General features: G+C 64.3%; 12 protein-coding genes and 1 pseudogene. 7 read left to right on the top strand and 6 right to left on the bottom strand.

Features of this window, described 5'->3' with window-relative positions:
* The first annotated feature begins 172 nt into the window (after positions 1–172).
* The 6 genes from BOO69_RS00455 (at position 173) to BOO69_RS00480 (ending at position 7408) form a co-directional block, all read left to right on the top strand.
* Complete coding sequence (locus tag BOO69_RS00455; RefSeq protein ID WP_071969307.1) at positions 173–2059, top strand: polysaccharide biosynthesis protein; 1887 nt, start codon at positions 173–175, stop codon at positions 2057–2059.
* A gap of 171 nt (positions 2060–2230) precedes the next feature.
* The gene (locus BOO69_RS00460) at positions 2231–4378 is read left to right on the top strand and encodes a YjbH domain-containing protein (RefSeq protein ID WP_237267620.1); all 2148 of its coding nucleotides are present in this window, start codon (positions 2231–2233) and stop codon (positions 4376–4378) included.
* Positions 4375–5076, top strand: a complete 702-nt coding sequence (locus tag BOO69_RS00465; protein ID WP_071969311.1) for a YjbF family lipoprotein — start codon at positions 4375–4377, stop codon at positions 5074–5076. Before BOO69_RS00460 ends, BOO69_RS00465 begins: the two co-directional genes overlap by 4 nt.
* Before the next feature lie 39 nt (positions 5077–5115).
* The gene (locus tag BOO69_RS00470) at positions 5116–5970 is read left to right on the top strand and encodes an SDR family oxidoreductase (RefSeq protein WP_071969313.1); all 855 of its coding nucleotides are present in this window, start codon (positions 5116–5118) and stop codon (positions 5968–5970) included.
* On the top strand, positions 5960–6559 hold the full coding sequence (locus tag BOO69_RS00475) for an exopolysaccharide biosynthesis protein (RefSeq protein WP_071969315.1): 600 nt from the start codon (positions 5960–5962) through the stop codon (positions 6557–6559). The genes BOO69_RS00470 and BOO69_RS00475 overlap by 11 nt, the downstream gene beginning before the upstream one ends.
* Positions 6560–6628: 69 nt before the next feature.
* Positions 6629–7408 (top strand): ion transporter, encoded by a 780-nt coding sequence (locus BOO69_RS00480; RefSeq protein WP_071969317.1) that lies wholly within the window; start codon positions 6629–6631, stop codon positions 7406–7408.
* 6 nt (positions 7409–7414) lie between these two features.
* Here the strand turns inward: BOO69_RS00480 and dxs are convergent, their stop codons facing one another.
* The 5 genes and pseudogenes from dxs to BOO69_RS00505 form a co-directional block, all read right to left on the bottom strand.
* The gene (gene dxs, locus BOO69_RS00485; RefSeq protein ID WP_071969319.1) at positions 7415–9343 is read right to left on the bottom strand and encodes a 1-deoxy-D-xylulose-5-phosphate synthase; all 1929 of its coding nucleotides are present in this window, start codon (positions 9341–9343) and stop codon (positions 7415–7417) included.
* A gap of 14 nt (positions 9344–9357) precedes the next feature.
* A pseudogene (locus BOO69_RS00490) lies at positions 9358–10223 on the bottom strand (polyprenyl synthetase family protein).
* Between the two features lie 5 nt (positions 10224–10228).
* Positions 10229–10471 (bottom strand): exodeoxyribonuclease VII small subunit, encoded by a 243-nt coding sequence (locus tag BOO69_RS00495; protein ID WP_071969321.1) that lies wholly within the window; start codon positions 10469–10471, stop codon positions 10229–10231.
* Positions 10472–10604: 133 nt separating this feature from the next.
* Positions 10605–11306 carry a response regulator gene (locus BOO69_RS00500; RefSeq protein WP_071969323.1) on the bottom strand — a complete coding sequence of 234 codons (702 nt, stop codon included), beginning with the start codon at positions 11304–11306 and terminating at the stop codon, positions 10605–10607.
* A complete protein-coding gene (locus tag BOO69_RS00505; protein ID WP_071969326.1) occupies positions 11303–11815 on the bottom strand; it encodes a MarR family winged helix-turn-helix transcriptional regulator in 513 nt (170 codons plus the stop codon). Before BOO69_RS00505 ends, BOO69_RS00500 begins: the two co-directional genes overlap by 4 nt.
* A gap of 147 nt (positions 11816–11962) precedes the next feature.
* Between BOO69_RS00505 and BOO69_RS00510 the strand changes: the two genes are divergently transcribed.
* Positions 11963–12832: a branched-chain amino acid aminotransferase gene (locus BOO69_RS00510; RefSeq protein WP_071969328.1), complete on the top strand. Its 870-nt coding sequence runs from the start codon at positions 11963–11965 to the stop codon at positions 12830–12832.
* On the opposite strand, the gene BOO69_RS23285 is transcribed toward BOO69_RS00510, so the two are convergent.
* Positions 12808–12993, bottom strand: a complete 186-nt coding sequence (locus tag BOO69_RS23285) for a hypothetical protein (RefSeq protein ID WP_216636995.1) — start codon at positions 12991–12993, stop codon at positions 12808–12810. The genes BOO69_RS00510 and BOO69_RS23285 overlap by 25 nt on opposite strands.
* Positions 12994–13185: the final 192 nt, after the last annotated feature.

Here is a 13185-nt window from a genome sequence, read left to right on the forward strand (position 1 = left end):
CGATGCGTGTCTGTCGGAATCCGTACTGTGAATCTGGGTGGAGTTGATGTTATAAAACGTCTGTTTTTGAACGAAAATTTTTCGGGGGATGGAAAGGCTGCCACATCTGTCGGCTTGCCCGTGCCCCTATGTCTTGTGAATTCTTTCCACGTGGGTGAGGGCGACTGATTTCATGCTGAACCTGATCAAGTCATTTTCCAAGCGCCAGAAGCGCGGCATCCTTCTTACGCTCGATTCCGTTCTGGTAGTCCTGTCCATCATGTTCGCGATCGTGGCGCAGGCGTTGCCGGGCGGCCTGCTGGAGAACATGATCGCCTACATCCCCGTCCTGCCTTACGTGCTGCTGGTGGGGATCGGCGTGTCCATGTGGCTTGGGGTCTGTTCGATCCAGTTGAACTCTTACGAGACCGCGGCCATCGGCATGACCGGCGTCTTCGCGATGTTTCTCACCATCACCTCGATCGTCGTGTCGAACGTGCTGGGTCTGGGGATGCCGCTGGGCGTCCATCTGGTGTTCGGCGCGGCATTCTTTTCTTCGGTGGTCATCAGCCGGGCGGTGCTGCTTCAACTCGTGCTCGCGATCTACCGACGTTCGACGTCGCGCTGCCGGGTTCTGATTTACGGTGCCGGCACGACCGGAACGCAGCTGGTTTCCGCACTCCGGGGACACGAGAACATCGAGCCGGTGGCCTTCGTCGACGACAATGCCGCGATCCAGGGTCTGAGCGTGGCGCAACTGCCGGTCTACAACCCGCTCCGCATCGCCGATGTCGCCCGCGACAAGAAGATCGACCGGGTGCTTCTGGCCGTTCCATCGCTGAGCCTGCCCAAGCAGGCGCAGATCGCGCGGCGTCTGGAAAAGATGGGGCTCGAGGTGCAGACGCTGCCTTCCTTTGCCCAGCTCATCGGCGAGGAGGCGCTGGTCGACAAGCTGACGCCGCTTTCCGCTCAGCGTTTTCTCAACCGGGCCGAGGTGGACGATACGATAACCGAGACCACGGCGTGCTATACCCAGAAGGTCGTTTTGGTTTCGGGCGCTGGCGGCTCCATCGGCGCCGAACTCTGCCGGCAGGTGCTGGAACGCCGACCGAAGAAGCTGGTGCTGTTCGAGCTCAGCGAATTCGCGCTCTACAACGCGGACATGGAACTGCGCCAACTGTCCGAGAACCGGGAGATCGAGATCGTTCCGGTTCTGGGGTCGATCACCGATGCGCGGCAGGTCCGCAAGGTGATGGCGGACCACGGGGTTCAGATCGTTCTGCACGCAGCCGCGTACAAGCACGTGCCGCTGGTCGAAGCGAATCCCCTGGCGGGACTGGTGAACAATGTCTTCGGCACCCAGACGCTGGCCGAACAGGCCGCCAAGGCCGGGGTGGAGCGGTTCATCCTGATTTCCAGCGACAAGGCCGTGCGGCCGACCAACATCATGGGCGCGTCCAAGCGGCTCGCGGAACTGGTCATTCAGGATATGGCCCGACGCTCCGCGACCAAGGGCGGCGGCACGATCTTTTCCATGGTCCGGTTCGGCAACGTGCTGGGGTCGTCCGGTTCCGTCGTGCCCCTGTTTCAAGACCAGCTGAGCCGGGGCGGCCCGCTGACAGTGACCGACAAGCTGGTGGAGCGGTACTTCATGACCGTTCAGGAGGCGGTAAGGCTGGTGTTGCAGGCGGGGGCGATGGCCCAGGGCGGCGAAGTCTTCGTGCTGGACATGGGCAAGCCCGTATCCATCTACCAGCTCGCGCGGCAGGTCATCGAAAGCGCGGGCTACACCCTCCGGGACGAGGACAATCCTGACGGCGACATCGAGATCGAATTCACTGGTCTGCGCGCGGGCGAGAAGATGGTTGAAGAACTGACCCTCTCTGGCGAGCGGTTCCCCACACAGCATCCCAAGATTTTTTCAACGCGGGAGGAAGGGCTTTCGGAGATCGAGATCGCGTCGGCCACGCGCCGCCTGCGCGAGGCGTTCGTCGCCTCGAACGAGGAAATGGCGCGGGGTGTCGTGATGCGGTGGGTCGAAGGGTATGCCCGTCATGCGCGGGAGCGTAAAACCTCCTGACTCTCTGTCGCAAGAATGCCTCTATCGGGTCGGGGCGGGCCCGCGCCGGGGGTGGGTGGTTGATTTATCGGCCCCGCGTTGGCAGAACCGAAAAAGGTGTCTCAGAAAGAGGACGGCAGCGTGTTTCAGGTAAGCCGAAAAGACAATGTCAGCACTCGGCGCTTGGCGCCGGTGAAAGGCACCTGCATCGCGGCCCTTGCCACGGTCGGCGTGCTTGGCCAGCCCGCACTTGCCGACGATACCTACGACATCTTTGCGATGCCCGACCGCCCGAGCCTGAATTTCTACGGCTCGCCCGGCCTTGTCGATATGCCGACCGCACAGGCGTTGCCGGACGGACAGTTCGCCGTGGGCGTGTCCAGCTTCGGCGGGATCACCCGGACCACGGTGACCTTTCAGGCCACACCGCGCCTGTCGGCGAGCTTTCGATATGTCGGCATCCAGGACTGGAACACCGACGGCTTCGAGACCTACCGCGACCGCAGCTTCGATGTCCGCTACCAGTTGCGCAGGGAAGGGCGGATCTGGCCCTCGCTCACCGTCGGCCTGCAGGACTTCGCGGGGACGGGGATCTACGCGGGCGAATACGTCGTCGCGACCAAGACTTTCGATCAGGTCGGCAGCATTCCCGGCAGCTTCAAGCTGACGGCGGGTCTGGGCTGGGGCCGGCTTGGCAGTTCGGGCGCGATCGGTGCGCCGTTCGGCGGTCCGCGTCCGCCTTTCGACGCGCAGGATCGCGGCGGCAGCCCGTCATTCGATCAATGGTTCAGGGGCGATGCCGCACCCTTCGCGGGCGTGGAATGGCAGATCAATGACCGCTGGGGTCTGAAGGCGGAATACAGCTCGGACGCCTACGAGGCCGAGACCGTCCGGCGCAACGTGTTTACCCGCAAGTCCCGGTTCAACTTCGGTGCCGAGTATCAGTATTCCGACCGCCTTCGGATCGGTGCCTACTATCTCTATGGATCGGAATTCGGGATCAACGCCCAGTTGCAACTGAACCCCAAGCAGCCGCCGACCCCGTTGCGGGTGCTGCCGACGCCACCGATCGAGCCGCGTCCCAGCAGGGCCGCACAACCCGAGGTGTACGATACCGCCTGGGCGCAGAGCGAGAGCGCTCCCCGGACGCTCCGCGACCGGCTGAAACCGGTGCTGGAAAGCTATGGTCTGACGTTGGTGGCGCTTCAGGTCGGACCCGCCAGCGCGGAACTGCGGATGCGCAATGATACATACGGCGCCATGTCGGTGGCGGTGGGGCGCGCGGCGCGGGCCATGGCGCAGGTCTTGCCGGCCTCTGTCGAAACGTTCCGGATCGTGCCGATGCAGGAAGGCCTTGCACAGTCGGCGGTCATCATGCGCCGGTCCGACCTCGAGGCGCTGGAGTTCGACCCGCAGGCCGCCGAGGCGCTGCTGGCGGTTACGGGTTTCGGGGCTGCCACACCAGACCTGCCGGGCGCCGCAGTCAACGGCGATCTCTACCCGGATTTTGCCTGGTCCATTGGCCCCTATGTCGATCCCAGCTACTTCGACCCGGATGAACCCATTCGTGCCGACGCCGGGGTGAAAGGCGAATTCACCTTCCGGCCCGCGGCGGGCTGGGAAATCGGCGGCGCCGTCAAGCATCGCCTGCTGGGCAACATCGGCGACAGCGCGCGGCTCAGCAACTCGCAGCTGCCGCGCGTGCGGACCGACGGCATCCTCTATGCCCGCGCGAGCGATACCAGCCTCGAGAACCTCTATGTGTCGCGCCAGTGGAAGCCGGGGAACGACATTTACGCCCGGGTGACGGCGGGATACCTCGAAAGGATGTTCGGCGGCGTCTCGGCGGAGGTGCTGTGGAAGCCGGTGGCGAGCCGCCTCGCGCTGGGGGCGGAAGCGAACTATGTCAAGCAGCGTGCGTATTCGGGTCTCGGGTTCCGCGACTACAACGTCGCGACGGGCCATGCCTCGGCCTATTACGAATTCGGCGGAGGCTATATTGGGCAGCTTGACGTGGGCCGGTACCTTGCCGGTGACGTAGGCGGCACGGTGACCCTGACACGGGAATTCTCGAACGGCTGGCGTGTCGGCGGTTTCTTTACCCTGACCGACGTTTCCTCGGAGGAGTTCGGCGAAGGTTCCTTCGACAAGGGCATCAACCTGAGCATCCCGGTCAGCTGGTTCCTGGGGACACCCGGCAAACGGACCATCAGCACCACCATCAGGCCGATCCAGCGGGACGGCGGGGCACGGCTGAACGTGCCGGGACGACTGTATGAGCAGGTCCGTTCGGGCCATCGTGAAGCGATCGAAAGCGAATGGTCGAGGGTATGGGAATGAGTCGTGCAAGCACTCTGACGGCGGCTGTCCTCGCCACTTTTCTGGCGGGGTGCAGCAGCAATCCCAATGGGGGAGATCCCGCGATTGCGGCGTCCCGCGCATTGTTCGATGCGATCAAGACGCGCACCGCCGGCGGCGGTGCGCCCGGTGGCGCGCCGCTGCGAATAGAGGTGACGCGCAAGCAACTGGACCAGACGCCCGGTGCCGTCCTGCAGGCGATCCCGGATGCCACGCAGGCACAGGATTTCCTGAGGCTGATCGCGCAGCGTGATGACAGCAACCCGGGCACCGTCGAGGTATGGCAATCCTCCGACAATCTTCAGGTGATCCTGCGCAACGGTGTCCTTGTCGGCACCAAGGGGTTGGGGGGCGACATACGCTCGGCCGAGGCGGCGACGACCTTTGCCGGCTTCGACGGACAGGGCGGTGGCGGTCAGCGGCTGATCACCATCGACCGGACCAACGGGACCGCGCAGACCACGGCTTTTTCCTGCGATATGACCCAGCTCGGTCGGGAGACGCTCCAGATCGTGGATCAGCGGGTGCCGACCTATCGCATGCGCGAAATCTGTTCCTACGGTCTTGCGAGCTTCACGAATGAATACTGGGTTGAAACCGGCAGTGGCAAGATGCGCAAGTCGCGGCAATGGGCGGGGCCGACGGTCGGTTACATCGATTTCCTGCGTTTGAAGGGCTGAGGTCTTGCCCTGACGGGGTGACGGACCCAACTTGATCACATGGAAAAGACGCTTCTCTCTATCGGTCACGGGTATTCCGCCCGGGCACTGGCGGCGCGGCTGATACCGCGCGGCTGGCGGGTGATCGGAACGAGCCGAAGTGCGGACAAGCTGGATGATATCGCCCGAACCGGGGTGGAGCCCCTGCAATGGCCCGGTACGGACCTGCGCCCGCTCCTTCGCGATCTGCGCCACGTGCTTGTCTCTGCCGGGCCGGGGCCGGAGGGAGACCCGGTGCTCGCCGCTCTGGCGCCTGACATCGCGGAGGCTGCATCGCATCTGCGCTGGCTGGGTTACCTTTCCACCACCGGTGTATACGGCAACCATCAGGGCGCGTGGGTCGACGAGCAGACACCGCTGAATCCGGCAACCCGCCGGGGGCAGGCGAGGGTCGAGGCGGAAGCCGCGTGGCGGGCCATTCCCGGTTTGCCGCTGCATATCTTCCGGCTCGCGGGGATCTACGGCCCCGGTCGAGGGCCCTTCGCCAAGGTGAGGAAAGGCACGGCACGCCGCATCATCAAACCGGGCCAGGTATTTTCGCGCATCCACGTGGAGGACATCGCCCTCGCGCTTGAGCTGTCGATCAATCAGCCCGACCCGGGGGCCATCTACAACCTGTGCGACGACGATCCCGCGCCGCCGCAGGAAGTGATCGGCCACGCCGCGGAACTCCTGGGGCTTCCTCTGCCCCCCGCGGAGGACTTCGAGACTGCCGAGATGACGCCGATGGCGCGCAGTTTCTACGCCGAGAGCAAGAAGGTGCGGAACGACCACGCCAAGGCGGCGCTGGGTTGGTCCCCCCAGTACCCGGACTACCGGTCCGGCCTCGCGGCGATGCTCCGACATGACACCTGAGCCGAATCCCGCGGACGACAGCCATACCTTGGGCAATCTACTCGACGGGATGGAAAAGGCCGCGCAGGGCGACGACGTCTCGGTCGAGGACATGCTGGACGAATTCGGCGACCGCACGATCACGCCCTTTATCCTGCTGGTTGCGGTCATGCTTGTCTCGCCTTTATCGGGCATACCGGGCGTGCCGACGATTTCGGCCGCCATCATCGTGATCATGTCGGTGCAGGCGCTGTCCGGCCGCCGCCGCCTCTGGATGCCCCGGTTCCTGCTGCGCCGGACCATGAAGAGCGCCCGGCTCAAAAAGGCGGTCGGCTGGATGCGCGGGCCCTGTTCGTTCCTGGATCGCCATTCCCATCAGAGGCTGATGTTCCTGACAGGCGGTCCCATGCGCTGGTTCACGCTTGCGCTATGCGCCGTGATTCCGCTGGGCTGGCCGCCGCTCGAAGTGCTGCCCATGGTCACCTCGATCGGTGGCGGCACCGTGGCACTGCTGGCCTACGGTCTCTACACGAGGGACGGCGTCTATGTCCTGCTCGGCTATGCGATGATCGGTATTTCGGCACTCACGATCCTGTCGCTGCTGCCCTGACCCATCCACCCTTGCCGGTACTCCTGCCTGCCTCCATATAGGGGCAAATAGAAGGGCAGGCCGCACGAAATGAATCTGAAATCGATCGTCGAGACTCCGCGTTTCAGCAACTTCATCATGGGCGTTATCATCTTCAACGCCATCTTGCTGGGGCTCGAGACGTCGCAGGTTGCGATGGCGGCGGCGGGCGACCTGATCGTATTGCTCGACAAGGTGTGCCTTGCGATTTTCGTGATCGAACTTCTGCTGAAGCTGGCCGTCTATCGCCTGCGCTTCTTTCGGGATGGCTGGAACATTTTCGACTTCGTGATCGTGGGCATCTCGCTGGTGCCGGCGGCGCAGGGGTTCAGCGCGCTGCGTGCCCTGCGGATCCTGCGGGTGCTGCGCCTGGTCTCTGTCGCGCCGCGGTTACGCCGGGTGGTCGAAGGCTTCATCACTGCTCTGCCCGGCATGGCATCGGTGTTTTCCCTGATGGCGCTAATCTTCTATATCGGCGCGGTCATCGCGACCAAACTGTTCGCCGACAGCTTTCCCGAGTGGTTCGGCACGCTCGGGCGGTCCGGCTATTCCCTGTTCCAGATCATGACGCTGGAAAGCTGGTCGATGGGCATCGTCCGCCCGGTCATGGAAATCTACCCGCTGGCCTGGCTGTTCTTCATCCCGTTCATCATGGTCACCACTTTCGCCGTGGTGAACCTTCTGGTCGGCCTCATCGTGAACTCCATGCAGGACGCCCACCACGAGGAGGAAAACGCCGAGACCGGTGCCTATCGGGACAATGTCAACGAAAGGCTGGCGGCGATCGAAGAACGCCTGGACCGGCTGCTGGAAGGGCAGGGGAAGCGCTGAGGCCGTTCAGGCCCTTTGCGCGCCCAGACTGGCAATGGCCAGCACATCGAGGACCTTGGCTTCGATGTCGCCGGCGTTCATGCCTGCCACTGCATACATGTCAGCCGGCGAGGCCTGATCGATGAAGATGTCCGGCAGGACCATCGAGCGGTACTTGAGACCCCTGTCAAAGACCCCTTCGTCCGCCAGCAACTGCGCCACATGGCTGCCGAATCCGCCCACCGCGCCTTCCTCGATGGTTATCAGCGCCTCGTGGTCTTCCGCCAAAGACAGGATCAGGTCGCGGTCCAGCGGCTTGGCAAAGCGGGCGTCGGCGATGGTGGGGGTGATCCCCTTGGCCGCCAGCGCCTCGGACGCCTTTTCGACCTCCGCCAGCCGGGTGCCGAAAGACAGGAGCGCCACGCGGCTGCCCGTTCGGATGATCCGGCCCTTGCCGATCTCGAGCGGTGTGCCGCGTTCCGGCATCTCGACGCCCTTCCCCTCGCCCCGCGGAAAGCGGAAGGCGATGGGGCCGTCATCGTACCCCGCGGCGGTGGCGACCATGTGCTTCAGTTCCGCCTCGTCGGCGGCGGCCATCACGACGAAGCCGGGCAGGTTCGCCAGATAGGCCACGTCGAAGGCCCCGGCATGCGTGGCCCCGTCGGCGCCGACCAGCCCCGCGCGGTCGATGGCAAATCGCACCGGCAGTCGCTGGATCGCGACGTCATGAACGACCTGGTCATAGCCGCGCTGCAGAAAGGTGGAGTACATCGCGCAGAAGGGTTTCAGCCCGCCGGCAGCCATGCCGGCGGAAAAGGTGACGCCGTGCTGTTCAGCGATCCCCACGTCGAAACAGCGAGAAGGGTAGCGTTCGGCAAAGAGGTTGAGGCCGGTACCATCGGGCATGGCGGCGGTCACCGCGCAGATCCGGTCATCGTCCGCCGCTTCCTGCACCAGGCTTTCGGCAAAGACGGCGGTGTAGCTTGGCGCGTTGGAAGGTGATTTCTTCTGTTCCCCGGTGAGCACGTTGAACTTCGACACGCCATGCCCCTTGTCGCGGGCGTTCTCCGCGGGGCCGTATCCCTTGCCCTTCTTGGTCAGGACGTGGATCAGGATCGGCCCGGTCGCCCGCGCCTTGACCGTGCGCAGGACCGGCAAAAGCTGGTTCATGTCGTGGCCGTCTATCGGCCCGAGGTACGAGAATCCAAGCTGTTCGAACAGCGTGCCGCCCACTGCCATTCCCTTGAGGATGTCCTTGGCCCGCTTCGCCCCTTCGCGGAACGGATAGGGCAGCAGGCTGACGGCGCCCTTGGCGGCGGCCTTGAAATCCTGGAAAGGTTCCTCGGCGTAAAGACGGCTGAGGTAGCTCGACATCGCGCCCACGGGCGGCGCGATGGACATCTCGTTGTCGTTCAGGATGACGATCAGGCGCTTCTTCAGATGGCCCGCGTTGTTCATCGCCTCGTAGGCCATCCCGGCGGACATCGCCCCGTCGCCGATCACCGCGATCGCATCGCCCAGCCCCTCGGGCACGTTCCCGCCCAGGTCGCGCGCCACGGCAAAGCCCAGGGCGGCGCTGATCGAGGTGGAACTGTGCGCCGCCCCGAAGGGGTCGTAGGGGGACTCGCTCCGCTTGGTAAAGCCGCTCAGCCCGTCCTTCTGCCGCAGGGTGCGGATCCGGTCGCGCCGTTCGGTCAGGATCTTGTGGGGGTAGCATTGGTGGCTGACGTCCCAGACGATCTTGTCACGTGGGGTGTCAAAGACCGCGTGCAGGGCAACCGTCAGCTCGACCACCCCCAGCCCCGCCCCGAGGTGCCCGCCGGTGACCGAAACGGCCGAGATCGTTTCCTCACGGACCTCGCGGGAAAGCTGGACAAGCTGGCTGTCGGTCAGGCCGTGCAGGTCTGCCGGACGGCTGATCCGGTCCAGAAGCGGTGTGGCGGGTTGGTCAGGCATATCTGCCCCCTCTGTCAATTCCTGCGCGATACGACGAACTGCGCGGCCTCGCGCAGCGTTTCCGCGTCCTTGCCATAGACCGCAAGGGCATCACAGGCCTGTTGCATCAATTCTTCGGCGCGCACCCTGGCCGCTTCAAGGCCGAGAAGCGACACGAAGGTGGCCTTGCCCGCATCGGCGTCCTTGCCCGTGGCCTTGCCTACCGTGGCCGCGTCTCCTTCCACGTCAAGGATGTCATCCGCAATCTGAAAGGCAAGGCCCAGTGCCCGCGCGTAGGTGTCCAGCGGGCCGGTGTCGGCCTCCGCCATGCGCGGGCCGGCCAGTGCCGACCAGGAAATCAGCGCGCCGGTCTTGCCCTGCTGCAGCGCGGTGATCTGATCGAGTGTCAGCGGGGTGGGGGCCGTCTCCGCCGCGATGTCCAGCGCCTGGCCAAGAACCATCCCCCGTGCGCCCGACGCCAGCGCCAGCGTCAGGGCCAGGTCAGCGCGGCAGCCCGCGCTGCCCACGTCCGGATGCGCCACGAGTTCGAAAGCCAGTGATTGCAGCGCGTCGCCCGCCAGCACGGCGGTCGCTTCGTCCCATTTCACGTGCACGGTCGGTTCGCCGCGGCGAAGATCGTCGTCATCCATGCAGGGCAGGTCGTCATGGACAAGACTGTAGGCATGCAGCGCTTCGATCCCCGTCGCCGGCCAGATCGCGCGGGCGGGATCGACGCCATGAAGCCGGGCGGTTTCCAGAACAAGGAAGCCGCGCAGCCTCTTCCCCCCCGCGTGGCATGGGCCATGGCACGGGTCACGGGTAGGTCATCGAATGTGTTGAGTACCTCGTCGAAATGCCGCGCCACGGCGTTCGCGGTTTCGGAAATCCGCTGCCGGAACACCTGTCCTACAGCCCCTCGACCGCCTTGGTGCCGGTCGGGTTGCCCTCGCCGTCCAGCGTGATCGCCGCAACCTTCTCCTCGGCTTCCTTCAGCTTTGCCTCGCACCGCGCCTTCAGCGCCGCACCGCGTTCGTAAAGCGCGATGCTCTCGTCCAGGGCCACGTCGCCACGCTCCAGCTGGCCCAGCACCTTTTCCAGTTCCGCCATCGCGGTTTCAAAGCTCATTTCGTCAACAGCCGTATCGGACATCCGTGCCTCTTCAGTTCAGGTGGCGGCACACTAGCGGCGATCGCCCGACGCTGCCAGCCGTGCCCGGGGTTCTTTTTGCCAAAAATACTCTCGGGGGTCCGGGGGCAGACAGCCCCCGGCGGTCTCCGCCCGCTCAATCCGGGGCGAGCATGTAGCCCGCGCCCCGCACCGTTTGAAGATACTGGGGCTGTTTCGGGTTCACCTCGATCTTGCGGCGCAGCCGGGTGATCTGGACGTCGACCGCGCGTTCCTGCGCCTGTCCCCGGTCGCGGCCCAACTCCTCCACGAGGCGCGTCCGGCTCATCGGCTCGCCCGGCTGCGCGGCGAAAATCCGCATCAACTGCACCTCGGTGGCGGTGAGCCTTACAAGCTCGTCACCCTGCCACAGCTCGCCCCGCTCCAGGTCGTAGCGGTTGTGACCGAGCGACAGCACCTTGGGCGCCGTATCCTCGGGCCGGGCCTCGGGCATCCGCCGCAGGATTGCATTGATCCGCAACAGCAGTTCCTTCGGTTCGAAGGGCTTGGCCAGGTAATCGTCCGCCCCGGCCTCCAGCCCCTCGATCCGGTTGTCGGTCTCGCCCTTGGCGGTCAACAGCAGGATGGGCGTTTTCAGGGTCTCGCGCAACGACAGTGTCAAGCTCAGCCCGTCCTCGCCCGGCATCATCACGTCCAGCACGATCAGGTCGAAATCCAGCCCCGTGAGAATGCGCCTGGCGTGGGCGGCGTCACGGGCGGCCGTGACAAGGAACCCGTGCCGCATCAGGAATTTTCTCAGCAGCGTGCGGATGCGTTCGTCGTCGTCGACGATCAGCAGATGCGCGTCCATCGCGCTCACCCTCCCGTCTCCCGAAGCCGTGCGTAGCTTGCACGCATTTCCGGATCCATCATCGCTTCCAGCACCTTGCGGAACCCGGCCACGGCTTCCGGTCCCGCCTCTCGATAGGCTGTCCGCAGCCGTGCGCGTTGTGCATCGGAGAGCTGCCGTTCCAGCGCCCGGCCGTCTTCGGTAAGAAAGAGGTGGCGTTCACGCTTGTCATTCCGTCCAATCCTGCTTTCGACAAGACCATCGGCGATCAGGCTGCGCAAGACACGGTTGAGTGACTGCTTCGTAACGCCAAGGATGTTCAGCAGGTTGTTGACGGTGGTGCCGGGGGCGCGGTTGATGAAATGAATCGCACGGTGGTGGGCGCGGCCATAGGCCAGGTCCATGAGAATGCGGTCAGGGTCCGCGGTGAACCCCCGGTAGGCAAAGAACATCGCCTCGCTGCCTTGCCGCAATTGCTCGTCCGTCAGGAACAGAAGGTTCTCGCCGCCGGTACCTGCTGGGGCGCGTCCGTCCGCCATGATCCACCTCTTTGCCTTTGGGCCGAGACATTACGTCAGCCTTGTTGACACTCCAAGAGCGAAAAGGTAGGGAGCGACAACTTTTGCGACAGAATATGTCTCATCCAGTACCTGTCGCGCAACTTTATTCAATCATGAGGTGAACATATGGTGGGTGCCTACGACGACCGCGACGGTCACATCTGGATGGACGGCAAGATGGTGAATTGGCGCGACGCCAATGTCCACATCCTGACGCATGCGATGCACTACGCTTCATCCGTCTTCGAAGGAGAGCGTGCCTACGGCGGCAGGATCTTCAAGAGCCGCGAGCACTCGGAACGCCTGAAGCGTTCGGCACAGATGATCGACTTCGAGATCCCCTATTCCGTGGATGAGATCGAGGCCGCGAAGGCCGAGGTGCTGAAATCCTCCGGGCTGGAAGATGCCTATGTCCGCGCTGTCGCCTGGCGCGGCGTGGGCGAGGACATGGGTGTCGCGTCCGCCCGCAACCCGGTGCGGCTGGCCATCGCGGCCTGGGCATGGGGGGCCTATTACGGCGACGCGAAGATGAAGGGCGCGAAGCTCGACATCTCCAAATGGAAACGGCCCAGCCCCGAGACGATCCCGGTTCACGCCAAGGCGGCCGGGCTCTACATGATCTGCACCATGTCGAAACACGCGGCCGAGGCCAAGGGCTGTTCCGATGCGCTTTTCATGGATTACCGCGGCTATGTCGCCGAAGCGACGGGCGCCAACATCTTCTTCGTCAAGGACGGAGAGGTGCACACCCCCGACGCGGACTGCTTCCTCAACGGGATCACCCGGCAGACGGTGATCGCCATGCTGAAAGACAAGGGCGTCACGGTGCATGAACGGCACATCATGCCGGAAGAGCTGGAAGGGTTCGAGCAGTGCTGGCTGACCGGTACGGCAGCCGAAGTAACCCCGGTCGGGCAGATCAGCGACTATACCTTCGAAGTCGGTGCCATGACCCGTGACATCGCGGACAGCTACGAGAAGCTGGTCCGCAGCTGATCGCCACCAAGACGGGACAGCGGGGCCGACAGGCCCCGCTCTTGGCCCCGGCACAGGGCGACAGGGTTGACCATCGCCTGCACGGTGCCCTTGATCCGGGGCTGACCCGGCACGAACAAGACCGCGTTCACGCCCTCTCGCAGCGGTGCCCCGACGTTCATCCTATCCTCTGACTCCACTTTGGACGTTGACCTCCCTTGACTGGTGGCAGACCGGCACCTTCGCTGCGGCCTGCGTTAAAGAGGGCATGGTCCCGACCGGGGACTGTCATGAAATCTTGAACCTGCTGTCACATTACCGTCAGCACACCGCAATGTCGGTGGGGTTTGTGTGGCGCACCATTCACCAAGACA

The organism is Sulfitobacter alexandrii, from assembly GCF_001886735.1.
GTDB classification, from domain to species: domain Bacteria; phylum Pseudomonadota; class Alphaproteobacteria; order Rhodobacterales; family Rhodobacteraceae; genus Sulfitobacter; species Sulfitobacter alexandrii.